This window comes from Rhizobium sp. PL01 (assembly GCF_033447125.1).
Lineage (GTDB): Bacteria > Pseudomonadota > Alphaproteobacteria > Rhizobiales > Rhizobiaceae > Pararhizobium.
This window is the reverse complement of the sequence record NZ_JAWQUM010000014.1, coordinates 1-23,976: the sequence shown is the minus strand read 5'-3', so window position 1 is coordinate 23,976 and position 23,976 is coordinate 1. Positions and strand designations below refer to the sequence as shown.

Here is a 23,976-nt window from a genome sequence, read left to right as displayed (position 1 = left end):
GTCACATTTCCTTCTTCATCCGCTGGCAAGCCACGGTCAGAAATCGGGAATCGGAAGACATGCACGCACCCAGATTAAACGTGTCTATCAGGCAGGCCAACCGCAAAGACCTTGCTGACATTATCGCCCTGTTCGCCTCCGATACGGTCGGCGGTCATGGCGATACGACGGATCCTGAGGCTTTGCCTGATTATCTCGCGGCATTTGAGCAGATCATTGCTGCACCGAACGAAACGCTCTATGTCGCCCAATTGGACGGCGAGGTCGTCGGTACGTTCCAGACAACAGCTTTGAGAACGCTTGTCGGCCGGGGCAGCTCCAACATGATGATCGAAGCCGTTCAGACCCGTGCCGACATGCGTGGAAAAGGCATCGGCGAGGCGATGATGCGGTTTGCCGTCGATGTGGCCCGCGCACAAGGCTTTTCAAAAGTGCAACTGGCGTCGAACAAGGAGCGCCGGGATGCCCACCGGTTTTATGAGCGGGTGGGGTTCGAGCCCTCCCATCTTGGCTTCAAGATTCGGTTGAAATAACCGCGCCGTAACGGAATCGCTGGACAATCGGCAGGCTGCGCGGCATAAGCGGAGCATCACTCTAGGATATCCCGCGCAGTCTTTTGGCGCGGTCAAGGACGGACATCATGAAGTCTCTGCTGCAGATTTTTACCTGGTGGAATGGACAGACGATCGGCACCCGCTTTCACACCTGGCGCTTCGGCACCCGGGTCGGTGAAGATGCGGCCGGCAACGTCTACTATCAGGGCGGCAAGGACTCCGAGGGCCGCACCCGCCGTTGGGTAATCTATAACGGTTATGCCGATGCCTCCGCCATTCCTCCGGGCTGGCACGGCTGGATGCATCACCGCACCGACGTTTCGCCGGCCGACGAAAGCTACAAGGCGCGCGAGTGGCAGAAGCCGCACCAGCCAAACGGCACCGGTTCCGCGCAGGCCTACCGGCCGCCGGGATCGATCAATGCTGCCGGCGAGCGTCCGCGGGTGACGGGCGACTATGATGCCTGGACGCCGCGCTCCTGAACCGATTGGCGAGCAGGCCTTCCTGTCTTGTTGATTGCACCCCGGGCATCATGTCTCGGCCACATTTGATGTTTAGCGCCTGATACCGGCACTTTGATCGGGATTGCGCGGGAGACGGGCATTAATGGTAGTTTCAAATCAGCGAGTTCAGAAGCGCCGGATGTTTGCGGCTGCTGCGCTGGCCGCGATTGCCGGTACCTCGTTTCTGTCCATGATCGCATCGGCACAGGCTGCACGGATCACCAATCCGGTTGCCGTCTTTTCGGGTATCGACAAGATCACCGGCCGCATCACCACCTTTGACGTCTATATCGGCGAGACCGTCCAGTTCGGCGCCCTGCAGGTGACGCCGCGCGTCTGTTACAGCCGTGACGACACGGAAGCGCCGAAGACCGACACGTTTGTCGAGGTCGATGAGATCACGCTCGACCGCAAGATCCGCCGCATCTTCACCGGCTGGATGTTTGCCGACAGCCCTGGCCTGAACGCCGTCGAGCATCCGGTCTATGACGTCTGGTTGAACAGCTGCAAGGCGAAGTCAGACCTGCCGCCGCCGGATTCTGCGGCCAAGCAGTAATGCTTCGAGGATCGCGTTGACCATAGAGTTCCGCTCCGATCCCTTTCCCGCCAATGACCAGATGAATACGCTGTGGGCCGCCGCCTGGGGCGAACACGTGCCCAGAGATTTTTCAGGTGTTCTGTCGCACAGCCTTGCCCATGTCGGCGCCTATGACGACGAGCAGCTGATCGGCTTCGTCAACGTCGCCTGGGACGGCGGTATCCACGCATTCATTCTGGATACCTGCGTGCATCCCCATAAACGCCGCAAGGGCATCGCAACCCGACTGGTAAAGGCGGCAGAGACGCTTGCCCGCGAGCGGGGCGCCGTGTGGCTGCATGTCGATTTCGAAGGACATCTGGCCACGTTCTATCGCAACTGCGGTTTCAGCCCCACCGAAGCGGGCGTGATGAAGCTGCGATAGGTTTTTAGATTCCCTATCCGGTAAGCCGACGACGCGCTTGCGTCTAGAACCTCAGATGGACTGTTGCTATGGCGCGCGCCAGCATTTTTTCATATCGCGCTTTCGGCACGTCGATCGCGCCGAAGTTTTTCAGATGTTCGGTGGTGAATTGCGTGTCGAGCAGGACAAAGCCCTGTTTGCGAAGGCGCTGCACCAGATGCACGAGGCAAATCTTCGAGGCATCCGTGCGGCGCGAAAACATGCTTTCGCCGAAGAAGGCCGATCCAAGCGAAACGCCGTATAGGCCGCCGACCAGTTCATCACCCTCCCAGGCTTCTACACAATGGGCATGGCCCATGCTGTGCAGCGTTGCATAGAGCGAGCGGATTTTTGCGTTGATCCAGGTGGTGGGGCGATCCGGGGCAGGGGCGGCGCAGCCCTCCATCACCTGTTCGAAGGCCGTGTCATAACGGATATCGAAAGGCGCGCGCTTGATTGTCTTCGCAAGGCTTTTGGAGACGTGGAAATTGTCGAGCGGGATGATGCCCCGCAATTCAGGCTCGACCCAGAACAGTTCGGGATCATCAGCGCTGTCGGCCATCGGGAACAGGCCTATGGAATAGGCCCGCAACAGCAAATCCGGTGTAATGTCCGGCTGCCTGCTGCGGGTCCCTTTCATTCAAAACCTCATTCGGCCGACTTGGCCAGGTAGTTTTCCAGCCAATGGATGTCGTAGTCGCCGTTGGCGATGTCCTGATTGTTGATCAGGTCCTGGAACAGAGGCAAGGTCGTCTTGATACCGTCGATGACAAATTCATCGAGCACGCGGCGCAGGCGCATCATGCATTCGACGCGAGTGCGTCCATGCACGATCAGTTTGCCGATCAGGCTGTCGTAGTAAGGCGGAATCTTGTAGCCCTGATAGACACCTGAATCGACGCGAACACCGAGACCGCCGGGCGCATGGAAATGCGTGATCGTGCCGGGGGACGGCACGAAGGTGCGCGGATCCTCGGCATTGATGCGGCATTCGATGGCATGGCCGGAAAAGACGACCTCTTCCTGCGTCACTGACAGACCACCGCCGGACGCGACGCGGATCTGCTCATGCACCAGATCGATGCCGGTAATGGCTTCGGTGATCGGATGCTCGACCTGCAGGCGGGTGTTCATCTCGATGAAAAAGAACTCGCCGTTTTCGTAGAGGAACTCGATCGTACCGGCGCCGCGGTATTTCAGCTTGCGCATGGCATCGGCGCAGATTTCGCCGATCTTCATCCGCTGCTCGACATTGAGTGCCGGCGAGTTGGCTTCTTCCCAGACCTTCTGGTGACGGCGCTGCAAAGAGCAGTCGCGTTCGCCGAGATGGATGGCATTGCCTTCACCGTCGCCGACGACCTGAACTTCGATATGGCGCGGCTTGCTGAGATACTTTTCCATGTAGACGGCTTCGTTGCCGAAAGCGGCAAGCGCCTCGGAACGGGCCGTGGACACAGCCTCGGAGAGCTCTTCCTCGTTCTTGGCGACCTTCATACCGCGCCCACCACCACCGGCAGTGGCCTTGATCAGCACGGGGAAGCCGATTTCGCGGGCAATCTCCAGCGCGTTCTCCGGCTTCACTTCGCCGGCAGAACCAGGAACGACCGGAATGCCAAGCGACTTGGCGGTTTCCTTCGCGGTGATTTTGTCACCCATGATGCGGATGTGGTCGGCGGTCGGTCCGATAAAGGTAATGCCATGCGCGTCGAGAATATCGGCGAACTTGGCATTTTCCGACAGAAAGCCGTAGCCCGGATGCACGGCATCCGCGCCGGTGATTTCGCAGGCAGCAACGATCTGGTGGATGTTCAGATAGCTGTCGCGCGACGGCGGCGGACCGATGCAGACGCTTTCGTCGGCAAGACGCACATGCATCGCATTGGCGTCAGCGGTCGAATGGACGGCGACGGTGGCGATGCCGAGTTCCTTGCAGGCACGCAGCACCCGAAGGGCGATTTCGCCGCGATTGGCGATGAGGATTTTTGAAATCATCTGCGCGGCCTATTCGATGATGACAAGCGCTTCGCCGTACTCAACCGGCGCGCCGTCTTCAACGAAGATTTGGGTAACCTTGCCGGAGCGGGGCGCCGGGATCTGGTTCATCGTCTTCATGGCTTCGATGATCAGGATGGTCTGGCCTTCCTTGACGGTGGCGCCGACTTCAACGAAGGGGCGCGAACCGGGAGCCGGCGACAGATAGGCCGTGCCGACCATCGGTGCGGTGAGGGCGTTCTTGGAGGTCTTTGCTGTTTCCGCAGCCGAGACGGCGGAAACGCCAGCGGAGGCGACCTGGACCGGTGCGGCGACCGGAACCGGAGCGGACACGTATTGCGGCGTACCGGCGCGCGACACGCGGATACGCAGGTCGTCCTGTTGCACTTCGATTTCGGTGAGATCGGTTTCGTTCAGGATGTTGGCGAGATCGCGGATCAGCGTCTGGTCGATGCCGGGTTTCTTGTCAGCCATGATAGGAGCCTCGTGTTCTTTTTATTTCGTGTGTTGTGTGAGTGTCTTTAGCGCATTGAGCGCAAGAATGTAACTGTCGGCACCAAAGCCGCAGATCACGCCTTTCGCCGCTGGTGCCAGCATCGATTTATGCCGGAATTCCTCGCGGGCGTGAACATTGGACAGGTGCACTTCGACGACCGGAATGCCGATCGCCTTTGCCGCATCGTGCAATGCGATCGATGTATGGGTATAGGCGCCGGCATTGATGGCGATGCCCTGTGCCACACTGCCTGCCTCATGGAACCAGTCGATGAGGTCGCCTTCGTGGTTGCTTTGACGGCAAACGACGTTGAGGCCCAGTGCATTGCCATGCTCGACGCACATTGCCTCGATGTCGGCCAGCGTCTGCCCCCCATAAATACCGGGCTCGCGTTTTCCGAGCGCGTTGAGGTTGGGGCCGTTCAGCACGAAAATGGTCGATGGCATAAGAGGTCCGGTCCGATAATCGAGCGCTACCTATAGACCGGCGGACTGCCAAGGAAAAGCCCTTTGGCCCCCCTCGGCATTTGTCCACAAGCCATAACGTGCTGCTTTAGCCAAAAGTGGGCTCAGCAGACGGTCTTGCCGCAGGTACGGACATTGGTGACTTTAGTTTCAATCTCTTCGGCGCCGACGGCACCATAGACGGCTTCCTTGCCGATGACATAGGACGGCGTGCCGGTGATGCCGAGATCGTTGGCAAGTGTGTAGACTTCCTTGACGGCGTCGTCCTGGGTGTTCTCGGCCATCTTCTTGCGCAGATCGGCTTCGGCAACGCCAAGACCGGTGGCAACGGCCATTGCTGTTTCTTCGTTGGCGCGGTCTTCACCACCCAAAAGGGCGCGGTGGAAGTCGCCGTATTTTTCCGGCGCGATTGCGCGGAATGCGGTGCTGACCTTATGTGCGGCCATCGAATCCGGTCCGAGAATCGGCAGTTCCTTCAGGACGAAGCGGACGTTCTTGTCCTTTTCCAGAATGGTTTCCATGTCGGACAGAGCGCGTTTGCAGTAGCCGCAATTATAATCGTAGAACTCGACGATGGTGACGTCGCCATTCGGATTGCCGAGCGTCACGTCGTAGGCAGACTGGAAGATCGCTTTTTCATTGCCGGTGATGGCGGCCTGCGCCTGCGCCGACTGTTCGTCGGCCTGCTTCTGCTTCAGCGATTTCTGGGCTTCGAGCAGGACTTCCGGATTGGCGACGAGGTATTCCTTGATGAAATCGCCGATTTCCTGCTTCTGCTTGGCATCCAGCGCGTAGGCTGCGGGAGTGGCAGCAGCACTCGCCGTCAAAAGGATAAGCGAAGCTGCGATGATCTTGCGAGCGTTGAATGCCATGATGGTCCTCGTTGTCTTTCGTTGCTGCAGTCTGTCGTTCAAGTGCTAAGGCCGCGTCAACAGACTTGTTTGAAGGACAACAGAATATCGTCGCCGACCATAGGGTGGCGCGGCGCCAAACGAAACCGCAAAATCGGCGGAAATACGGCGCTCGCGCACTTGTGAAGGCCTTTGCGATCGGGCACATGCCTGTCACGTCAAATATATCGAGGATGTGCCGATGAAGCCCCTTTCCGTTCGCAGCGCTGTCGAGCCATTTCATGCCATGGACGTTCTGGCCGAGGCCACCAAACGCCGCGAGGCCGGTTATCCGGTGATCTCGATGGCCGTGGGCCAGCCCAGTCATCCCGCGCCGAAGGCGGCTCTGGAGGCCGCACGAACGGCGCTCGATCATGGCCGTCTCGGCTATACCGATGCGCTGGGAACTATGTCGCTGCGCATCGCCATCGCCCGCCACTATCGGTCCCGCTACGGCATTGATATCGATCCGCAGCGCGTCGCGGTCACGACAGGCTCGTCGGCGGGCTTCAATCTGGCTTTCCTGGCGCTGTTTGATCCCGGCGATTGTGTTGCCATCGCCCGCCCGGGCTATCCGGCTTACCGCAACATTCTGTCGGCCCTCGGACTGACCGTGGTTGAGGTCGAAGCGGATGCCGAGAGCGGCTTTACGCTGACACCGAAAAGCCTGGAAGCCGCCGCTGTAAAAGCTGGCAAACCGCTGAACGGCGTCTTGCTTGCCAGCCCGGCCAACCCGACAGGCACGGTCACCGGCAGGGCGGGGTTGAAGGCCTTGGCGGATTATTGCCATGACAATGACATCGCCTTCATCTCGGACGAGATCTATCACGGCCTGACATTTGCAGGCGACGAGACGACGGCGCTTGCAGTCACCGATGAGGCCGTGATCATCAACTCGTTCTCGAAATATTATTGCATGACCGGCTGGCGGATCGGCTGGATGGTTTTGCCGGAAGCCAAAGTTCGCGCCTTCGAGCGGATCGCCCAGAGCCTCTATATCTCGCCGCCGGAATTGTCGCAGATCGCCGCAGAGGCAGCGCTCGGCTGCGAGGCCGAACTGGATGTCTACAAGGCATCCTATAGCGCCAATCGCGACCTCTTGCTGAAGCGCCTGCCGGAGATCGGCTTTTCCATCGCCTCGCCGATGGATGGTGCCTTCTATGCCTATGCCGATGTCAGCCGCTTCACCAATGACAGCATGGATTTTGCCCGCAAGATGCTGGCTGAGATCAGTGTTGCAGCAACACCGGGCCTCGATTTCGATCCGCTCGAGGGGCATCGCACGATGCGGTTTTCCTATGCGGGCGCGCAAGCGGATATGGTTGATGCAATGGATCGCATCGCGCGTTGGTTGGCGTGACGCTTTAACGATTTCAGTCTGTTAAAGGACTTTCCGGAATCAAACTGTTACGGTCGTGAATCCGATTGGCAGGTGGGTCTACGGCGGAAACGGTGTCTCATGCGCGCTCATCGAACGCGCATGCCTGCAACGCATGTCAAACCGCTGACCTCAGTGGCAGATGCGAACCTTCTGGATGATGCGGTTGCCGTACGCGTCCGTCGTCCGAACCGTCTTGACCACACAGACAGGTTCAAAGGCCGTGTCATATCTTCCGTAATAAAAATCATTATAGCGCTGGCGGCTCCTACCGTCGGCTTGTGATGGGGTTGCAAGCGAAATCGTGGGAATGGCGACAAGAGCCGCTGCGACCAGAAAACGTCGCATGATTGCCTCCTCTGGCAGATGCGGGGCGAGCCCATCTCGTCCAGCGAAACACACTCTGCTACAGCCGTGATATTTTCACAGTTACGGATGGAACAGGCCTTGAAACGAAAAAAACCGGCCAATCACTTGGCCGGTTTTTCATCTCTTAAGTGTCAGTCTTGGCTCAGAAGAAGCCGCGCTTCTGCCACCAGCCGCCCTTCTTGGGCTTTGCCGGCTCCGCGTCGCCGTCGTCCTTCTGGACGGTGGATGACGACTTGATCACCGGTTCGCTGGCGATCGTTTCGATATCGCGGTTGGCGCGGACTGGCTTGATCTCCTCCAGCTTCGTTTCGTCGAGGTCTGCCGCTGCCTTTTCGACAGCTGGCTCTTCTGCGACGGCAACCACTTCCGGCTTTGCTTCGACAGCAGCCTGAGCATCCGCATCGGCGGTCGCTACAGGAGTTTGTTCGGCAACTGCCTCTTCGACTGCAGCGACAGCCTTCTTGCGGCTGCGCTTCGGCTTGGCGGGCTTTACCTCTTCCGCGGCAACAACCGGGGCTTCAGCAACGACCTCGACGGCAACCGCGGTAACAACGGCTTCGGCAGCTTCTGCTTCTGGCGCAACCGTCGAAACGTCTTCGCCATTGGTTTCGCCGTCAGCTTCCAGGTTTTCACCCTCTGCCTCGTCCGGACGATTACGGCGGCCACCACGCTTGCCGCGACGGCGGCGCTTGCGCTTCTGGCGTTCTTCTTCGCTCAGGCCTGCATCCTGTGCATCTTCGCCAGCGGCCTGTGCAGCGACGTCATCGGCTTCGTCCTCGTCGCCATCCTCATCGGATGTATCCTCGGAAGTAGCACCGGCTTCTGCACCCTGATCGCCACCCGGGCGGCCACCACGCCGGCGCCGGCGGCGCTTGCGCTTGCGGTTGCCCTGTTCGTCAGTCTGCTCGGCAGGTGCCCGTTCGCTGCGCTCGGCCCGCTCAGTGCGTTCCGGCTTGGCTTCTGCCACGACTTCTTCTTCGTCCTCGATGTCCTCTTCGATGATGATATCGTCGTCTTCATCGATTTCCGGCTCGAACTGAAGGATCTGCTCGATCTTGACCGGGTTTTCGACAGCTTCGCCGCGATCGATGGCGAAATGCTGGGCGCCGACATGGGCGTCCGCTTCGATGATGATCTGAACGCCAAAGCGCTCTTCATAATCGATGATCGTGCCGCGCTTGTGGTTGAGCAGGTAGAGCGCGATATCCGGCGTCGTGCGCACGGTGATGTTGTGCGTGGTGTTCTTCAGCAGATATTCCTCGACGCCGCGCAGGACATGCAGGGCAACGGAGGACTGCGACCGGACGTGGCCCGTACCGTTGCAATGCGAGCAAACCTGCATCGTCGATTCAAGCACCGAAGCGCGAATGCGCTGGCGCGACATTTCGAGCAGACCGAAATGCGAGATACGGCCAACCTGGATGCGGGCGCGGTCGTTCTTCAGGTGATCCTTCAGACGCTTTTCAACCGAGCGGTTGTTGCGCTTCTCTTCCATGTCGATGAAGTCGACGACCACGAGACCGGCCAAGTCGCGGAGGCGCAACTGGCGAGCCACTTCTTCGGCAGCTTCAAGGTTGGTCTGAAGTGCCGTGTCTTCGATCGAGTGTTCGCGGGTCGAACGGCCCGAGTTGACGTCGATCGCCACCAGCGCTTCGGTCTGGTTGATGATGATGTAGCCACCGGACTTCAGCGTCACCTGCGGTACAAGCATCCGGTCGAGCTGGGCTTCGATGCCCGAGCGCGAGAAGATCGGGTGCACGTCGCGGTAAGGCTGAACCACCTTGGCGTGGCTCGGCATCAGCATCTTCATGAAGCCCTTGGCTTCCTTGTAACCTTCTTCACCGGCAACGATGATCTCGCTGATATCCTTGTTGTAAAGGTCGCGGATCGAGCGCTTGATCAGGCTGCCTTCTTCATAGACGAGGCAAGGGGCCGTGGAAGAAAGGGTCAGCGTCCGGACGTTTTCCCACAGGCGCATCAGATATTCGAAGTCGCGCTTGACTTCGACCTTGGTGCGGTTGGCACCGGCGGTGCGCAGGATAACGCCCATGCCCTGCGGCACGTCGAGCGCGCGGGCAATTTCCTTCAGACGCTTGCGGTCCGGCAGGTTGGTGATCTTGCGGGAAATGCCACCGCCACGCGCGGTGTTTGGCATCAGAACCGAATAGCGGCCAGCCAGCGACAGATAGGTGGTGAGGGCAGCGCCCTTGTTGCCGCGTTCTTCCTTGGCCACCTGCACGAGCAGGATCTGCCGGCGCTTGATGACTTCCTGGATGCGATACTGCTTGCGCGGGCGGCGGTTGACCTGGCGGTCCGGCACTTCTTCCATCGCGTCTTCTGCGCCGACGGATTCAATGACTTCCTTTTCTTCGTGATGACCATCGTCATCATCGTCGTCATCATGACCACGGCGTCCGCCACGGGTGTCTTCCGAAATGCTGTCGGTATCGACCATGGCAGCCATTTCGCCGCCATTGCCTTCGTCGCCGTCAGCAACGGTTGCATCTGCTTCGGCGGCAGCAGCCTTTTTGGTCCGGCGCGGGCGCTTGGCTTTTGCCTTCGGCTTTTCTTCAGCCGCGACAGCTGTTTCTACTGTCTCGACCGGCTCGGCAGCCGTCTCAATGATCTCGACAACGTTTTCAACAGTCGTCTCATCTGTTTCCTCATCGGAATCAGGACCGAGATCCGTGCCGGTTTCGACATGCTCGATGTCGTCGTCACGGCGCGCTTCTTCGGCTTCCTGCCGCAGAAGGGCCTGCCGGTCGGCGAGCGGGATCTGGTAATAATCGGGGTGGATTTCGGCGAAGGCCAGGAAGCCGTGGCGGTTGCCACCGTAATCGACGAAGGCCGCCTGCAGCGACGGCTCTACGCGCGTTACTTTCGCGAGATAGATATTGCCGCGGATCTGTTTCTTGTGTTCGGATTCGAAGTCGAATTCTTCTATGCGGTTTCCGCGTACGACAACGACGCGCGTCTCTTCAGCGTGAGACGCATCGATAAGCATTTTCTCTGCCATGTAAGTGGTGCTCCTCGGCGCACCTTGAAAACGGCAGGAAAATAGCGTCCCGGAAGAGACTTTCCATGCAGCTCAGGTTTTTCGCCGGATGTGAATGTTCCTGTATGGTTGGGGAGATCGTCCAACAGCCAGACAGCAGCCGGAACTAGTCTGTTCCGGGGCCTGTTTACTTCTGACCGATACTGCTGGGACAACGTTAATGACCAAACAAGAATGCCAATGTAGTAGGCCCTGAAGCCCGATGAATGTGCCCGGTCACGGGCCTGCGGTGATCGTCACCATAAACGCTCCGGCCACCGCCGGAATTTCTCGATTCAGCATACGAAGAAAAAGTGGAGCGACGGCGGATGAAGCGCGACTGCTTGTCCGAGACGTGATCTGCGTTGAAGCGGTATTACCCGTCCCGATCACGCTCTGGCGCCAGGGCTTAAAAAACCCTCTGGCTGCCGGTCGTCGATTCTATCCCGTCAACACTTTCTCCCTGCAAGGCTTTTATGTTTTCTATGTCACAATGGCAAGGGAAAAGCCGGAACCGCCATAATATTGATTGATTCGCTTGTCTGGGTGTGTACTGCGGGAGGGCCGGTTTCCAGCCATCTTTATGCGCTTTAGCTGTGGTGGGAGAGGCGAGGCGGCGCATCTTAAGGGTGGGGAAAGCAAGGTTTAGTTAACCATATGACGTCATGGATGCTACAGGCAGAAACGCGCCAGGTGTAGGGCTATGTCCCGAAATGAAACGCCAGGACCGGATGGCGGGAAACGCTACCACGGGGTTCCGGCTGGCGTGTGAAACTAAGGAAGAGCGGATTTGATCCTGTCAGCGATGATACGACGGTGCCTGCTGGGCCTTTTACTTGTCTCTGCGGCGCCGGTCGCTCATGCTGCCGACGCACCTTTGCTCGCCTACGGCGCCCGGATCGCCGGTGACGATGCCCGCACAAGGGTCGTGATCGATTTCGATCGCAAGCCGATATTCTTCGTCCACTATGTTGCTAATCCGCCTCGCGTCATCGTCGATCTGCCGGAAACATCCTTCGGCCTGAAGCCAGACGACTTGAAGGCGCGTGGCCTGTTCACTGAAATTCGCTATGGAGCCATGGGACCGGGCAGCGCTCGTGTCGTGCTCACGGCAAGCAAGCCCGTCGCTGTCACTGTCGCTGACGTCAAGCCAGACGAAGAAGGGAAGGGCTTTCGCCTTATTCTCGATACTGAAAAAGTGAGCGAGGCGCGGTTCTCCAGCCTGATCGAAGAGCAGAAGTGGACCGGTAGCGTCACTGCTGCGAAAACCGATCGCCTGGTCGAGCCCGCAGCTCCAGGGGCATTTGTCGTTGCCGTCGATGCAGGCCATGGCGGTATCGATACCGGCGCTATCGGCAGCGAGACCAAGATGGAGGAAAAGAGTGTGACGCTCGCCTTCGCCACCCAGCTGGTCGAGACGCTCAACAAGGAGAATGGTGTCAAGGCGTTCCTGACGCGCGACAAGGATGAGTTCCTGTCGCTGCCGGAACGCGTGCAGGTCGCCCGCCAGCACGGCGCCAATCTGTTCATCTCCATCCATGCCGATACATTGAAGCAGCGCGATATTCGCGGCGCCACCGTCTATACCATCTCCGACAAGGCCTCCGACCATCTGGCAGCCAACCTCGCGGCACGCGAAAATCTGTCGGACGAGATCGCTGGCGTCACATTCAAAAGTGAACCGGCTGAAGTCGCCGACATTCTGATCGATCTGACGCGCCGCGAAACGCAGGCGTTCTCGGTCAACCTGGCACGGTCTGTCGTTTCTTCATTCGAGGGACAGATCAACCTGATCAACAATCCCCACCGCCATGCTGGATTCCGTGTGCTACAGGCGCCGGACGTGCCATCTATCTTGCTGGAACTGGGTTTCTTGTCCAACAAGGAGGATGAAAAGCTCCTCGTCGATCCGGTTTGGCGCAGCAAGGTTGCCGATCTGCTGGCCGTTGCCGTGCGCCGCTATCGCGGCGAGGCGGTTGCAAACGGCGGTTGACCACGGTTTGGACGGGCTTCATCCGTTGCTAGCCCGCGGTTTGGACTGGCAAGAGTGGCTCTTGTGATTTGTGTCGCCAGAGTAACAGCGATATCGTTTTCAAGGGGATGACCTGTGTTTAATCGGCCGCAAGCCCTATTTTCCTCACAATCCGGTCGCTATCCGGAAACCTGAATTGCACGGCGGGTGATCTGAAAGACGATGGCCAGTCGTAAACATGCAGCGTGGAGAAGCGTCACCGGCCATCCGGAACGCTATTCATTCGTTGTTTAATTCGTTGGCGTGATTGCATTCGGGCAAGGTGCGGGTTAGGCCCACCGGCAGCGTGTTCTCCGCATAGATAAACGATAACTGGATACCGGTACCTGGCTGATGATCAGACTGATTGGATATTTCTTCGGTATTGGCGCATTTCTGGTGCTCGGCGTTGCCGCAGCGGCTGCCATCTATCTTGGCCATGTGACCAAGGACCTGCCAGACTATGAGGTCCTCAACAGCTATGCGCCGCCGGTAACGACGCGCGTTCATGCCGGTAACGGTGCGCTGATGGCCGAATATGCCCGCGAGCGGCGCCTCTATCTGCCGATCCAGGCCATTCCCGATCGCGTCAAGGCGGCCTTCATTTCGGCCGAAGACAAGAATTTCTACCAGCATCCGGGCGTCGACATCACTGGTCTTGGCCGCGCTATCTTCGTCAACCTGCAGAATTTCGGCTCTGGCCGCCGTCCGGTTGGTGCCTCGACCATTACCCAGCAGGTTGCCAAGAACTTCCTTCTGTCCGCCGACCAGACGATCGACCGCAAGGTCAAGGAAGCGATCCTGTCGTTCCGCATCGAGCAGGCCTACAGCAAGGACCGCATTCTCGAACTCTATCTCAACGAGATTTTCTTCGGCCTGAACTCCTATGGTATCGCTGGCGCGGCACTGACCTATTTCGACAAGTCGGTGACTGAACTGACCATTGCGGAAACGGCCTATCTGGCAGCCCTGCCGAAGGGGCCGGCCAACTATCATCCGTTCCGCAAGGCCCCGGCCGCAATCGAGCGCCGCAACTGGGTCATCGACCGCATGGTCGAAAATGGTTACGTCGCCAAGAGCGATGGTGAGGAAGCCAAGAAGCAGCCGCTCGGCGTCAGCGTTCGCCGTGGCGGATCGCATCTGTTCGCGTCAGACTATTTCGCCGAGGAAGTCCGCCGCCAGATCATCCAGCGCTACGGCGACAACGCTCTCTATGAAGGCGGTCTTTCCGTTCGCACCTCGCTCGACCCGCGGATTCAGGTGGAAGCCCGCCGGGCGCTGCAGAATGCACTGGTCTCCTATGACGAGCGCCGTGGTTTCCACGGTCCGATGAAGTCGATCGAGATCGGTGGCGACTGGGGCGACCCGCTCGGCAAGTTGAATGCGCTGTCGGATGTTCCCGAGTGGAAACTCGCAGTCGTTCTGGCCGTCGATGGCAACGGCGCCGATATCGGCATCCAGCCGGAAAAGGATGCGGGCGGCAAGGTCGGCGCTGATCGCCTGACCGGCCATATCACAGCGAAGAACATGCAATGGGCCTACCGTTCCTCGACCGGCGACCGCAAATCGGCAAAGTCACCGGAAGGTGTCGTTGGTCCGGGCGATGTTGTTTATGTCGAAGCGACAACGGAATCGGGCGAATACCGCCTGCGCCAGCCGCCGAAAGTGCAGGGCGGTCTTGTCGCCATGGATCCGCATACCGGGCGCGTTCTCGCCATGGCAGGCGGTTTTTCCTACGGCCAGTCGGAATTCAATCGCGCAACGCAGGCGATGCGTCAGCCGGGATCTTCTTTCAAGCCTTTCGTCTACGCGGCAGCGCTCGACAACGGCTATACGCCCGCGTCCGTCATTCTCGATGCGCCGTTCGAACTCGTCACCGGCGGTCAGGTCTGGCGTCCGGAAAACTATGGCGGCGGTTCGGCTGGTCCCTCGACGCTGCGCCTTGGCATCGAAAAGTCGCGTAACCTGATGACGGTCCGTCTTGCCAACGATATGGGCATGAACCTCGTGGCCGAATATGCCGAACGTTTCGGCATCTACGACAAGATGCTGCCGGTTCTGGCGATGTCGCTCGGCTCAGGCGAAACGACGGTGCTGCGCATGGTCTCCGCCTATTCCGTGCTTGCCAACGGCGGCAAGCAGATCAAGCCATCGATGATCGACCGCATTCAAGACCGCTACGGCAAGACAATCTTCCGTCACGAAGAGCGGACCTGCGACAATTGTAATGCTGCCGATTGGGAAGGTCAGGAAGAGCCGGTTCTCACCGACAACCGCGAGCAGGTCCTCGATCCGATGACCGCCTATCAGATTACCTCGATGATGGAGGGCGTGATTTCCCGGGGCACCGCTGCCGGCAAGATCAAGTTGGATCGTCCGGTGGCCGGCAAGACCGGGACAACCAATGACGAAAAGGACGCCTGGTTCGTTGGCTATACACCGGACATGGTCGCCGGCCTCTATCTTGGCTTCGACAGCCCGGCGCCGCTTGGCCGCGGTGCGACCGGTGGCGGTCTTGCAGCTCCCGTGTTTAACGATTTCATGCAAGCCGCAACGCAGGGCACGCGCCCGAGCAAGTTCGTTGTTCCTGAAGGCATGAGCCTGATCCCGGTCAGCCGCAAGACTGGTATGGCTGCCGCTGAAGGCGATCCGGATACGATCATCGAAGCCTTCAAGCCCGGCACCGGTCCAGCTGATACCTTCTCGGTCATCGGTGGCGCCGACCAGTATATCCCGCCGGAAGAGATCCTGAAGGCTTCGCCGCAGGCAAACGACGCCATCAACCGCGGCTCCAGCGGGCTGTTCTAACCCCATCCTTCCACTTTGCTGACGCCTGCCGGTCTTTACACAAGCGGCAGGCGTCGCTATTCACGGCGCACATTCCATACGAACGCAAGAAGCGGAACCATGCGGACTGAAATCGAAAATATTGTCGACGAAATCAAGCAGGCCATAAGCCTGCTGAGGAGGCATCTTTGACTGGGATCAGGCGGTAAGACGGCTGGACTGGTTGAACAACAAGTCGGAGGATCCAAACCTCTGGAATGATGCAGCCGAAGCCCAGAAGCTGATGCGCGAGCGCCAGCATCTCGATGATGGTATCAGTAGCGTCCGCGCCTTCGAGCAGCAGATGCAGGACGCCATCGATCTCATCGAATTGGGTGAGGAAGAGGGCGACGCTGACATCATCAAGGAAGCCGAGGATGCGTTGCGCGTCTTGCGTACCGAGGCGGCCCGCCGCCAGGTGGAGGCGATGTTGTCTGGCGAAGCCGACAGCAACGACACCTATCTTGAAGTTCATTCCGGTGCCGGTGGTACCGAGAGCCAGGACTGGGCGAATATCCTGTTGCGCATGTACACGCGCTGGGCCGAACGCCAGGGCTACAAGGTCGAGCTGCTCGAAGTTCATGATGGCGAAGAAGCAGGCATCAAGTCGGCAACGCTGCTGATCAAAGGGCACAATGCCTATGGCTGGCTGAAGACGGAATCGGGCGTCCATCGCCTCGTTCGCATTTCGCCGTTCGACAGCAATGCCCGTCGCCACACCTCGTTCTCGTCGATCTGGGTCTATCCGGTCATCGATGATTCGATCCAGATCGATATCAACGAAAGCGATTGCCGCATCGACACCTACCGTTCGTCCGGCGCCGGCGGCCAGCACGTCAACACCACCGACTCGGCCGTGCGCATCACGCATATGCCGTCCGGTATCGTTGTGCAGTGCCAGCAGGAGCGTTCGCAGCACAAGAACAAGGCCAAGGCCTGGGACATGCTGCGCGCCCGCCTCTATGAAGCCGAATTGAAGAAGCGCGAAGACGCGGCCAATATCGAAGCGGCGTCAAAGAGCGATATCGGCTGGGGACACCAGATCCGCTCCTACGTGCTGCAACCCTACCAGCTGGTCAAGGACATGCGCACCGGAGTTTCCAGCACAGCGCCCGACGATGTGTTGGATGGTGACCTGAACCAGTTCATGGAAGCGGCGCTCGCCCACCGCGTCAATGGCGGCGCCGATGCCGTGGTCGACGATCTGGCGTAAGCCGGGTTCTCAGATGTTCTGAAAATTCAAAAGCCGGGCACCGATCGCCCGGCTTTTCTTTTGAACTGCTTTCAAGCCGTCAGTTTGTTTCCCGCTCGACCTTAATGTCGCCGATGTCGTCGATCAGCACGGTCCAGGTCTCAGGTTCGCCGGCTGCCGGATCGGTCTTCAGATAGACCGTAGCGAATAGCCCTGGTTGGGCTGCGACGCCATCTGACGTTTCCGGTCTGATATCCGTGACATAGGCCTTCATAGCGGAAAACTCCTCGAGCTCCGCTGATGACACCACCTTGGGTCCTGCGGCATCCAGCGCCACCTGCTGCAGGAAGATGTGGGCGTTGCCCTCGGGCTGACGCACCGCAACGAGCTTGTAATAACCCCGCTGAGCCAGCGGTACCGTTGCCGGTTGATTGCCTGCTGTCGTGCCAACCTTTGGATCCAGGACTGCCAATGGATCGCCGCTTTCCTCCCAGTACCCCGTACTCGTCACGAAAATGATGTTGGACGGCATCAGGACAGTCTCGTCCGCGCGGGCAGGTGATCCCGCAACAAGAGGCAGCATCAGAATAAGCGCAGTCAGGGACTGAACGAAAAGCGAGGCGGCACGCGGCTGGACCTCAAACCTTTGCGGTTGTAGCAGCAGCCCCCGCTCAAGCGAAAGCACGCGGAAACGTCGGTTAGGGAGCATCGTCTTCGCCTTAGGTAAACTCGTGTGAAAAGCTGGATGCTCTGTTGCTTCGATCCGTTTGGGGCATCAAGGCACGCTTAACTCTGCCACAATTTTTGGCTGAAATCGATTCGAAATCAAAGCATTGCGGCAGGGAGCGGCGAGGGCGGCTGCAGCTTCTAGTTGGAAAACTGTTCCGCAAGGATACGGTCTGACCAGGAATAATCAGGATCTGACAGAATATGCGCAGTGATGTTTTCCGATTCGGCGATCCGCACCTGAACCACCGACTTCACCTCGACATGATCGGCAACCGCGTTGACCGGCCGTTTTTCCGGCTCAAGAATGGTGATGTCGACGGTGACCTTGTTGGGCAGCAGTGCGCCGCGCCACCGTCGTGGCCGGAAAGGGCTGACCGGCGTCAAGGCTAGGAGCGGGGCCTCGAGCGGCAGGATCGGGCCATGGGCAGAGAGATTATAAGCCGTTGAGCCGGCGGGCGTGGAGAGCAGCACGCCGTCGCAGACGAGCTCCTCCAGCCTTACGCGATCATCGACGGCCACTCTTAGCTTGGCTGCCTGATAGGACTGGCGAAAGAGATAGACCTCGTTGATCGCCAGCGCCTTGAAACTGTTGCCGTCGGCATCAATGGTCTGCATTTCCAGCGGCCGGAATGTATTTTCAACGGCATCCGCCAGCCGCTTGTGAAGATTTTCCGTGCTGTAGCGGTTCATCAGAAAGCCGATCGAGCCGCGGTTCATGCCGTAGATCAGCTTGCCGGAATTCATCGTCTTGTGGAGCGTCTGCAGCATGAATCCATCGCCACCGAGTGCCACGATTACATCCGCTTCCTCCGGATCTTCCTGGCCGTAGAGAGCGATCAATTCCGTCTCCGCCGCCTGTGCTTCGTCGGTGGCGGAAGCGGCAAAGGCGATGGTGTTGAACGTGCGAGCCATGAAATGCCTGTCTGCTTTATAAAAAGGGTCGTTTCCTGCGGAAAGGCCCCGAATATGGTTCATTCGAGCGTCCGACAGAAGGCGCCGCTTGAGAGAATACAGACATTATCATGCACAAAAGAACATCGCGGGGAAGGGAGGATCGAACCTCATTCCCGCCAATGGTCGGCGACCCACGGTGTTGGGAGAATATATTGGCGCAGGTATTTGAACGGCTCGTTTCCCTTTCGCTGGGCGGGGTCAAACAAGCCAAGAATGTGATCGAGTGGTTTCGCTGGACGTCCTCTAATGCCGAACTGACCGTCAATCGCATGCTGCGGGAAAAAGTTGCGGGGAAACAGGATGACCTTGGAATTCGAGGGCAGGCGGGGTACCAGGAAATAGTTCAGCGGGATCGGCCAGCGACAGTCCTGCTTGAAATGCAGGACCCAGCGGCGCGGGAAGAATTTGACCCCACCGGGAGCATTGCGAGTAACAAACCGTTGTTCAAATTGATATTTGTCAGCGACGCCTTGCGGGTCGGCGCGGAATTTTTCCAGCAGGGGAACAAGCTTTCCGACCGGAAACCGGAACAGAGACGTCTGGCCGAGGCGCTCGAATGGCGTGGTCTGGTTCCGGGCGATCATCACGTCATCTGGCCCACCGGCTTCGAAGAAAGAATCCAGGGAGCCGACGATCACGAGGTCGAGGTCGAGAAATAGGACCGGGCCGCTGAGGTTGCCCAGTTTCGGACCCCAGAGGCGCGCCTTCGGCCAGATGCCTTTGGTCTTGACCGGCATCTTTTCGATGTCCAGCGGCGGCAAGTCCTCCAGGAGAATTTCCGGATGCAGACCATCCCGATTGTCGGTGAAGCAGGTGAAGGTGAAGGGAGGGGTGATGTTACGGGCCACCATTGCGTAGAGCCGATTGATGAACGGCGCGCCGTATTTCGTGCCCCAATTGATGCAAATTACCTGCTTCACGCCACCGCTTGCCGCCAGAACGTCTGCCATCATGCTTGTCATTCCTCATTTCGCGCCGGGCCTTGTCGCTTCGGCGTTCAAGCTCATTCCCGCGGGATGTCGAGTGCATATAGACTTGCGGCGATCTGATTCCAGGTTACGGCGTGCAAATCCTCCGAATGCGCCGACTCACCGGAGAAAATCTCCAGACAGTGTGTCTAAACATTCGATAAATGAGAATTTGAATTTATGAAAAAAAATGGTGCCCCCATCAGGATTCGAACCCGAGACCCCCTGATTACAAATCAGGTGCTCTACCAACTGAGCTATAAGGGCAGCACTTGCGGCAGGGAATTAGCATATTCTGATCGTGTGTAAAGCAAAAATGCAGACTTTCCGCCGCTTTTTCGTCGTCCCGCAAATGATTTGCGCTGCAAGGCCGATATTTGCTGGCAACGGCCTTTTGTTCGGCAGGCTGTGGACAAGGTGTTGGCGCAGATACCGGCTGGTTTCGTTTTCACCGATTCGGCTTTTCGGTACGCTTGAACCTGACGCTGCGCGTATTTGCCTGCCGGGGTGTCTCTGGTGTTATTCTGCAGCGTCCAGCATTGCCGGGCTGGGGTCGATTTCCGTGCAACGGGACATTGCGCTTGGCAGATTGTCGGCAAGAAAGTCGATGAGCGCGCGGACCGACGGCAGCATGCCATGGCGCGACGTGAAGACCAAATGGGCGATGGTGGCGTTCGAACACCATTCCGGCAGCACCGGGACCAGCACGCCGGTCCTGATCCCCCGTCCGCAAAGATGATCCGGTAGAAGCGCAATACCAACGCCTTCGATGGCAGCCCGTTCGAGAATGCCGAAATCACCGCAGCCGATAATGGGTTGATGGCTGATGTCGCGTGTGGCGCCATCGGTGTGGTTTAAATGCCAAGTATCGGAAAGATGCTGCTCGTTCATCGACAGCGTCGGCATGGTGCCCAGGGTATCAATCGTGACATTGCCTATCCGCGCCATCAGAGCCGGGCTTGCCACGAGAAACTGGCGCGCTTCGCCCAGCTTGCGAATGATCAGGTTGTTGTCGGTATCAAGCTGGTCGCGTGCTCGCAGCGCAATGTCGATGCGTTCCTCGACCAGATCGATGCGGCGATTGGTGGCGGTGATCAGCAGGCGGACACCCGGATAACGCCGGTGGAACGCGGGCAGGATGGCTGCGACCATGGGTGTGAACCCGATCGGGCATGCGAGGCGCACGACACCGGCCGGCTCGCTCTTTGCGGCAGCGACCACCGCTTCGGCAGCCTCCACACCGGACAGGATCGTTTCGCAGCGCTCATAGAAGGCCTGTCCGATCTCTGTCACCCGCAGCTTGCGGGTCGAGCGTTCGAGAAGGCGGACATCGAGTTGCTGCTCCAGCCGCGCCACATGCTTGCTGAGCTTGGATTTGGGGACATTGAGAACGCGGGCAGCCGCGGAAAACCCCTTGTATTTCACCACCGCCGCAAACAGCGCGAGATCATTCAGGTCCTGCATGTCACACCTTCAGTTTCATCGATGACTGGCTTTCATTGTTTCTATCAGGAAACGGCTTGTCGAAAAAGGGGCGACTTATCGGCCGATTGTTTTAAATTCATATGTGATGCACCCAAACGCCACACAAGCACATGAAGGTGCCCACCATGAATATTCTTCATATCGACTCCGGCATTCTCGGAGATCACTCCGTTTCACGTCGCCTGACGGCATCGATCGTTGCACGGATCAAGGCTGAGCGCCCAAGCGATAGCGTCACCTACCGCGATCTCGCCGCTGCTCCGCTTGCCCACCTCAATGGGTCCCACCTGATGGCGGCTTCCGCCAATCCGGAAGGTCTCGATGCGACGCTGGTGTCCGAGCTCGATGCCGGCCGCGCTTCGCTCAACGAATTCCTCGCTGCCGATGTCGTCGTTATCGGCGCGCCGATGTACAATTTTGCAATTCCGAGCCAGCTGAAGACCTGGATCGACCGCATTCTCGTGGCCGGAACCACCTTCCGCTACACCGAGGCAGGCGTCGAAGGCCTTGCCAAAGGCAAGAAGGTGATCGTTGCCTCGACCCGTGGTGGCCATTACTCCGGCGCGTCCCCGATCAGTGCCATGGATCACCAGGAAACCTATCTGAGCACGGTATTCGGCTTCATCGGCATCACCGATATCGAGTTCGTTCGTGCCGAAGGCCTGGCCATCAGCCCGGACTCGAAGGATGCGGCGATCGCTGAGGCAGAAAAGGCCATTGCCGGCCGCGGACATTTCGATATCGCCGCCTGATCATCTGGCTTTGTCAGTGTGATTGGAGAGCCGGGCACTCGCGCCCGGCTTTTTCGTGACCTGTTTTGGCGTGTTGCAACGCAAGCTGGACACATCTGCCGTGAGGAGATAGAGCCCGGAACACGCGGCTTCGGGCGGCAGAATACAGATTGGAATGGCAAATGACGGATGTCAGGGACAGCAACGGAACGATTCTCATCGAGGGAGACAATGTCACTCTGATCAAGGACCTCAAGGTGAAGGGCACGTCCGAGACCTTGAAGCGCGGAACGATGATCAAGGGCATTCACCTGACGGGAGACCCGGACGAGGTTGAATGCCGTCATGCCAAGATCAAGGGCCTGGTGTTGCGCACGGAGTTCCTGAAGAAGGCCTGAGCGAGCGCGAAGCGCTATAGACGTCCGGCGGGCTGGACGGCCGGTATTTTTGTATTACACTCTGCTTATGAAAAGCGTTCCGGCTCTTGTGATGGCAGCGCTTGTTTCGGTCGTTGCCGGAACCTCTACGGCTGCGCCGCTTTCAGCCCCGCCTGATGCGCAATGCACCTGCAGGAATCGTGACGGTTCGAAACTCGAACTTGGACAGACAGCCTGCATTCGCGTCGGCGACGTCGCCTATCTGGCGCGTTGTGAAATGGAGCTCAATGTCACCACATGGCGCAAGCTTCGGGATGGTTGTCCCGAAGCCCGGTTATCGATTGGCATCATGTCTTTGACGCAGTAGCCGCTCAGGCTTTGGCCAGATGGCCGCGCGCGGCATACATGGCGATCGCTGCAGCATTTGACACATTCAGCGATTTGATGGCTCCCGGCATATCGAGTCGCGCCAGCGCATTCACGGTGTCGCGTGTCTTCTGCCGCAATCCCTTGCCCTCTGCACCGAGAACGAGTGCAATCTTGGCGCCGGTGAGCGTCTGCTCGAGTGGTGCTGGTGCGTCCGAATCAAGGCCGATCGAGACGAAGCCGAGCTTGTGCAACTCTTCCAGCGCGTCGGCGAGGTTGGTGATCTGGATATAGGGGATCATTTCCAGCGCGCCGGAGGCCGATTTGGCCATGACGCCTGATTCGGTTGGGCTGTGACGCTGCGTGGTGATCACTGCGCCGGCATCGAAGGCAACGGCGGACCGCATGATGGCGCCGACATTGTGCGGATCGGTCACCTGGTCCAGCACGAGAATCAGCGGACTGTCATTCAACGCCGAAAGACGGCGGACGGGCAGGGGAACGGTTTCCAGCATCGCACCCTGGTGGATGGCATCAGGCCCGAGAATCTTGTCTAGGTCCTGCGGGGTGACGATTTCCACCGGAAATCCAAGTTCTTCGACCGGACCGGTTTCCAGGCGCACCAGCGCATTCTGCGTCACCGAAAGCTTGGTGATCTTGCGCTCGGGATTGTCGAGCGCTGCGCGCACCGTGTGGATGCCGTAAAGCAGCACCTGGTCTGGTGCCAATTGCGGCGCCTTCCAGTCTGGTGCAGCGCTTCTCTTGCGCTTGTCCTGCACAGGTGTCGGAATTTCGCCGCGTTCGCGTTTGCCATCGCGATGCGCGCGGCGAAGAGTGGCGTAATGGGTGTCTTTGGCGTTCTTATCGCCCGGATTATCTTTGCTCATGTCTGTCTTATACTGATGATGCGGTTCGCGTGGAACCGTTTTTAGCGAAATCGGCCGCTGGCGATCTTTATCGCGATTTTCCCAACTTTTTCTGAGGCGCTGTGTTGACAGGATGAAACGGGACCGTCATATACCCGGCGCAGATTGAAGGGCTGACTTGCCCCGGCAAACAACACTTCGATCTGCAAAGCTTGGTCGCTTGATCCCGACAGAATAATGGAGGGATGCCCGAGTGGTTAAAGGGGACGGACTGTAAATCCGTTGGCTCAGCCTACGTTGGTTCAAATCCAACTCCCTCCACCATTCTGTCAGACGGATCTTGACCCGCGGGTATAGCTCAATGGTAGAGCAGCAGCCTTCCAAGCTGAATACGCGGGTTCGATTCCCGCTACCCGCTCCATCAAAAAGCTCCCAATACCTTGTTACGTTATCGCTCTGCTTTAAGCGCTTCCGGTAAGTCGCTGATTCGGCCCCATTTCCGCATTTGGCGTGACGGGCATTGGAATTGGGTGCCATCATCCCCACATAGGCATCATCAGGCCCCAAAGGGCCTTACGGCGCGCAAAATAATTAAGTCTTGCGCATTCCGCCCGAAACCCTTAAACGCCTCCCCAAACCGGCGCCGCCGGTATGGTGCATTCTCATTGATCACAGGAAACTTGACCCCATGGCAAAGAGCAAATTTGAGCGCAATAAGCCGCACGTTAACATTGGCACGATCGGCCACGTCGACCATGGCAAGACGTCGCTGACGGCAGCGATCACGAAGTATTTCGGCGAATACAAGGCG

General features: G+C 58.6%; 25 protein-coding genes and 3 tRNA genes. 15 read left to right on the top strand and 13 right to left on the bottom strand.

Translation table 11 applies throughout. The features are described 5' to 3' along the window. The first annotated feature begins 59 nt into the window (after positions 1-59). The 4 genes from R6X40_RS26865 to R6X40_RS26850 all read left to right on the top strand — a co-directional run bounded on the left by R6X40_RS26865 (position 60) and on the right by R6X40_RS26850 (position 2,019). Positions 60-533 carry a GNAT family N-acetyltransferase gene (locus R6X40_RS26865; RefSeq protein ID WP_318417698.1) on the top strand — a complete coding sequence of 158 codons (474 nt, stop codon included), beginning with the start codon at positions 60-62 and terminating at the stop codon, positions 531-533. Positions 534-640: 107 nt separating this feature from the next. Further along, positions 641-1,036 (top strand): NADH:ubiquinone oxidoreductase subunit NDUFA12, encoded by a 396-nt coding sequence (locus R6X40_RS26860; RefSeq protein WP_318417696.1) that lies wholly within the window; start codon positions 641-643, stop codon positions 1,034-1,036. Between the two features lie 160 nt (positions 1,037-1,196). Then, positions 1,197-1,613: a DUF2155 domain-containing protein gene (locus tag R6X40_RS26855; RefSeq protein WP_318417694.1), complete on the top strand. Its 417-nt coding sequence runs from the start codon at positions 1,197-1,199 to the stop codon at positions 1,611-1,613. Between the two features lie 61 nt (positions 1,614-1,674). Next, positions 1,675-2,019 (top strand): GNAT family N-acetyltransferase, encoded by a 345-nt coding sequence (locus R6X40_RS26850; protein ID WP_318417934.1) that lies wholly within the window; start codon positions 1,675-1,677, stop codon positions 2,017-2,019. Positions 2,020-2,062: 43 nt separating this feature from the next. Here R6X40_RS26850 and aat read toward each other — a convergent pair whose 3' ends face one another. The 5 genes from aat to R6X40_RS26825 form a co-directional block, all read right to left on the bottom strand. Next, positions 2,063-2,677, bottom strand: a complete 615-nt coding sequence (aat, locus tag R6X40_RS26845; RefSeq protein WP_318417693.1) for a leucyl/phenylalanyl-tRNA--protein transferase — start codon at positions 2,675-2,677, stop codon at positions 2,063-2,065. An 8-nt stretch (positions 2,678-2,685) separates the two neighbouring features. Further along, entirely contained in the window at positions 2,686-4,029 is a 1,344-nt protein-coding gene (gene accC, locus R6X40_RS26840; protein WP_318417692.1) for an acetyl-CoA carboxylase biotin carboxylase subunit, read from the bottom strand. A gap of 9 nt (positions 4,030-4,038) precedes the next feature. Further along, positions 4,039-4,503, bottom strand: a complete 465-nt coding sequence (gene accB, locus R6X40_RS26835; RefSeq protein WP_318417691.1) for an acetyl-CoA carboxylase biotin carboxyl carrier protein — start codon at positions 4,501-4,503, stop codon at positions 4,039-4,041. Between the two features lie 21 nt (positions 4,504-4,524). Continuing rightward, positions 4,525-4,971, bottom strand: coding sequence for a type II 3-dehydroquinate dehydratase (gene aroQ / locus R6X40_RS26830; RefSeq protein WP_318417690.1), 447 nt, complete (start codon positions 4,969-4,971; stop codon positions 4,525-4,527). A 122-nt stretch (positions 4,972-5,093) separates the two neighbouring features. Continuing rightward, on the bottom strand, positions 5,094-5,861 hold the full coding sequence (locus R6X40_RS26825; protein ID WP_318417688.1) for a DsbA family protein: 768 nt from the start codon (positions 5,859-5,861) through the stop codon (positions 5,094-5,096). Positions 5,862-6,081: 220 nt separating this feature from the next. On the opposite strand from R6X40_RS26825, the gene R6X40_RS26820 reads away from it, so the two are divergent. Next, positions 6,082-7,239 carry a pyridoxal phosphate-dependent aminotransferase gene (locus R6X40_RS26820; RefSeq protein ID WP_318417686.1) on the top strand — a complete coding sequence of 386 codons (1,158 nt, stop codon included), beginning with the start codon at positions 6,082-6,084 and terminating at the stop codon, positions 7,237-7,239. 150 nt (positions 7,240-7,389) lie between these two features. Here the strand turns inward: R6X40_RS26820 and R6X40_RS26815 are convergent, their stop codons facing one another. Beyond that, positions 7,390-7,605: a hypothetical protein gene (locus R6X40_RS26815; RefSeq protein WP_318417684.1), complete on the bottom strand. Its 216-nt coding sequence runs from the start codon at positions 7,603-7,605 to the stop codon at positions 7,390-7,392. Between the two features lie 163 nt (positions 7,606-7,768). Further along, entirely contained in the window at positions 7,769-10,642 is a 2,874-nt protein-coding gene (locus R6X40_RS26810; RefSeq protein WP_318417682.1) for a ribonuclease E/G, read from the bottom strand. 241 nt (positions 10,643-10,883) lie between these two features. On the opposite strand from R6X40_RS26810, the gene R6X40_RS26805 reads away from it, so the two are divergent. The 4 genes from R6X40_RS26805 (at position 10,884) to prfB (ending at position 16,710) form a co-directional block, all read left to right on the top strand. Continuing rightward, positions 10,884-11,183, top strand: coding sequence for a hypothetical protein (locus R6X40_RS26805; RefSeq protein WP_318417681.1), 300 nt, complete (start codon positions 10,884-10,886; stop codon positions 11,181-11,183). Positions 11,184-11,465: 282 nt separating this feature from the next. Then, entirely contained in the window at positions 11,466-12,653 is a 1,188-nt protein-coding gene (locus R6X40_RS26800) for an N-acetylmuramoyl-L-alanine amidase (protein ID WP_412178474.1), read from the top strand. Positions 12,654-13,025: 372 nt separating this feature from the next. Then, positions 13,026-15,479 (top strand): penicillin-binding protein 1A, encoded by a 2,454-nt coding sequence (locus tag R6X40_RS26795; protein WP_318417679.1) that lies wholly within the window; start codon positions 13,026-13,028, stop codon positions 15,477-15,479. A 99-nt stretch (positions 15,480-15,578) separates the two neighbouring features. Then, a protein-coding gene (gene prfB / locus R6X40_RS26790; protein ID WP_318417677.1) for a peptide chain release factor 2 occupies positions 15,579-16,710 on the top strand; the annotation gives its coding sequence in 2 pieces (ribosomal slippage) (positions 15,579-15,647 and positions 15,649-16,710; 1,131 coding nt in all). A gap of 79 nt (positions 16,711-16,789) precedes the next feature. On the opposite strand, the gene R6X40_RS26785 is transcribed toward prfB, so the two are convergent. From R6X40_RS26785 to R6X40_RS26765, 5 genes are all read right to left on the bottom strand, one after another. Further along, positions 16,790-17,272, bottom strand: coding sequence for a hypothetical protein (locus R6X40_RS26785; RefSeq protein ID WP_318417931.1), 483 nt, complete (start codon positions 17,270-17,272; stop codon positions 16,790-16,792). A gap of 284 nt (positions 17,273-17,556) precedes the next feature. Continuing rightward, entirely contained in the window at positions 17,557-18,330 is a 774-nt protein-coding gene (locus R6X40_RS26780) for an NAD kinase (protein ID WP_318417675.1), read from the bottom strand. A 149-nt stretch (positions 18,331-18,479) separates the two neighbouring features. After that, entirely contained in the window at positions 18,480-19,325 is an 846-nt protein-coding gene (locus R6X40_RS26775; RefSeq protein ID WP_318417673.1) for a glycosyl transferase, read from the bottom strand. Positions 19,326-19,531: 206 nt separating this feature from the next. Next, positions 19,532-19,607: transfer RNA gene (locus R6X40_RS26770), tRNA-Thr, on the bottom strand. A gap of 252 nt (positions 19,608-19,859) precedes the next feature. Next, on the bottom strand, positions 19,860-20,804 hold the full coding sequence (locus R6X40_RS26765) for a LysR family transcriptional regulator (protein WP_318417671.1): 945 nt from the start codon (positions 20,802-20,804) through the stop codon (positions 19,860-19,862). A gap of 146 nt (positions 20,805-20,950) precedes the next feature. Here R6X40_RS26765 and R6X40_RS26760 point away from each other — a divergent pair, with 146 nt between their 5' ends. The 3 genes from R6X40_RS26760 (at position 20,951) to R6X40_RS26750 (ending at position 22,300) form a co-directional block, all read left to right on the top strand. After that, positions 20,951-21,577 (top strand): FMN-dependent NADH-azoreductase, encoded by a 627-nt coding sequence (locus tag R6X40_RS26760; RefSeq protein ID WP_318417670.1) that lies wholly within the window; start codon positions 20,951-20,953, stop codon positions 21,575-21,577. 161 nt (positions 21,578-21,738) lie between these two features. Beyond that, positions 21,739-21,954, top strand: a complete 216-nt coding sequence (locus R6X40_RS26755) for an alkylphosphonate utilization protein (RefSeq protein ID WP_113314010.1) — start codon at positions 21,739-21,741, stop codon at positions 21,952-21,954. 67 nt (positions 21,955-22,021) lie between these two features. Continuing rightward, on the top strand, positions 22,022-22,300 hold the full coding sequence (locus R6X40_RS26750) for a hypothetical protein (protein WP_318417667.1): 279 nt from the start codon (positions 22,022-22,024) through the stop codon (positions 22,298-22,300). Positions 22,301-22,304: 4 nt separating this feature from the next. Here R6X40_RS26750 and rlmB read toward each other — a convergent pair whose 3' ends face one another. Further along, on the bottom strand, positions 22,305-23,186 hold the full coding sequence (rlmB, locus tag R6X40_RS26745) for a 23S rRNA (guanosine(2251)-2'-O)-methyltransferase RlmB (RefSeq protein ID WP_318417665.1): 882 nt from the start codon (positions 23,184-23,186) through the stop codon (positions 22,305-22,307). A 218-nt stretch (positions 23,187-23,404) separates the two neighbouring features. Between rlmB and R6X40_RS26740 the strand changes: the two genes are divergently transcribed. From R6X40_RS26740 to R6X40_RS26730, 3 genes are all read left to right on the top strand, one after another. After that, positions 23,405-23,489, top strand: a tRNA-Tyr gene (locus R6X40_RS26740). Between the two features lie 23 nt (positions 23,490-23,512). Further along, a tRNA-Gly gene (locus tag R6X40_RS26735) sits at positions 23,513-23,586 on the top strand. Between the two features lie 267 nt (positions 23,587-23,853). After that, a partial coding sequence (locus R6X40_RS26730; protein ID WP_234617910.1) for a GTP-binding protein occupies positions 23,854-23,976 on the top strand: 123 nt, incomplete at its 3' end.

Excerpts from the sequence above, each read along its gene's own strand:
- R6X40_RS26865 (WP_318417698.1), top strand. The coding sequence starts at position 60 with ATGCACGCACCCAGATTAAACGTGTCTATCAGGCAGGCCAACCGCAAA.
- R6X40_RS26860 (WP_318417696.1), top strand. The coding sequence starts at position 641 with ATGAAGTCTCTGCTGCAGATTTTTACCTGGTGGAATGGACAGACGATC.
- R6X40_RS26855 (WP_318417694.1), top strand. The coding sequence starts at position 1,197 with ATGTTTGCGGCTGCTGCGCTGGCCGCGATTGCCGGTACCTCGTTTCTG.
- R6X40_RS26850 (WP_318417934.1), top strand. The coding sequence starts at position 1,675 with ATGAATACGCTGTGGGCCGCCGCCTGGGGCGAACACGTGCCCAGAGAT.
- aat (WP_318417693.1), bottom strand. The coding sequence starts at position 2,677 with ATGAAAGGGACCCGCAGCAGGCAGCCGGACATTACACCGGATTTGCTG.
- accC (WP_318417692.1), bottom strand. The coding sequence starts at position 4,029 with ATGATTTCAAAAATCCTCATCGCCAATCGCGGCGAAATCGCCCTTCGG.
- accB (WP_318417691.1), bottom strand. The coding sequence starts at position 4,503 with ATGGCTGACAAGAAACCCGGCATCGACCAGACGCTGATCCGCGATCTC.
- aroQ (WP_318417690.1), bottom strand. The coding sequence starts at position 4,971 with ATGCCATCGACCATTTTCGTGCTGAACGGCCCCAACCTCAACGCGCTC.
- R6X40_RS26825 (WP_318417688.1), bottom strand. The coding sequence starts at position 5,861 with ATGGCATTCAACGCTCGCAAGATCATCGCAGCTTCGCTTATCCTTTTG.
- R6X40_RS26820 (WP_318417686.1), top strand. The coding sequence starts at position 6,082 with ATGAAGCCCCTTTCCGTTCGCAGCGCTGTCGAGCCATTTCATGCCATG.
- R6X40_RS26815 (WP_318417684.1), bottom strand. The coding sequence starts at position 7,605 with ATGCGACGTTTTCTGGTCGCAGCGGCTCTTGTCGCCATTCCCACGATT.
- R6X40_RS26810 (WP_318417682.1), bottom strand. The coding sequence starts at position 10,642 with ATGGCAGAGAAAATGCTTATCGATGCGTCTCACGCTGAAGAGACGCGC.
- R6X40_RS26805 (WP_318417681.1), top strand. The coding sequence starts at position 10,884 with ATGAATGTGCCCGGTCACGGGCCTGCGGTGATCGTCACCATAAACGCT.
- R6X40_RS26800 (WP_412178474.1), top strand. The coding sequence starts at position 11,466 with ATGATACGACGGTGCCTGCTGGGCCTTTTACTTGTCTCTGCGGCGCCG.
- R6X40_RS26795 (WP_318417679.1), top strand. The coding sequence starts at position 13,026 with ATGATCAGACTGATTGGATATTTCTTCGGTATTGGCGCATTTCTGGTG.
- R6X40_RS26785 (WP_318417931.1), bottom strand. The coding sequence starts at position 17,272 with ATGCTGCCTCTTGTTGCGGGATCACCTGCCCGCGCGGACGAGACTGTC.
- R6X40_RS26780 (WP_318417675.1), bottom strand. The coding sequence starts at position 18,330 with ATGGCTCGCACGTTCAACACCATCGCCTTTGCCGCTTCCGCCACCGAC.
- R6X40_RS26775 (WP_318417673.1), bottom strand. The coding sequence starts at position 19,325 with ATGATGGCAGACGTTCTGGCGGCAAGCGGTGGCGTGAAGCAGGTAATT.
- R6X40_RS26765 (WP_318417671.1), bottom strand. The coding sequence starts at position 20,804 with ATGCAGGACCTGAATGATCTCGCGCTGTTTGCGGCGGTGGTGAAATAC.
- R6X40_RS26760 (WP_318417670.1), top strand. The coding sequence starts at position 20,951 with ATGAATATTCTTCATATCGACTCCGGCATTCTCGGAGATCACTCCGTT.
- R6X40_RS26755 (WP_113314010.1), top strand. The coding sequence starts at position 21,739 with ATGACGGATGTCAGGGACAGCAACGGAACGATTCTCATCGAGGGAGAC.
- R6X40_RS26750 (WP_318417667.1), top strand. The coding sequence starts at position 22,022 with ATGAAAAGCGTTCCGGCTCTTGTGATGGCAGCGCTTGTTTCGGTCGTT.
- rlmB (WP_318417665.1), bottom strand. The coding sequence starts at position 23,186 with ATGAGCAAAGATAATCCGGGCGATAAGAACGCCAAAGACACCCATTAC.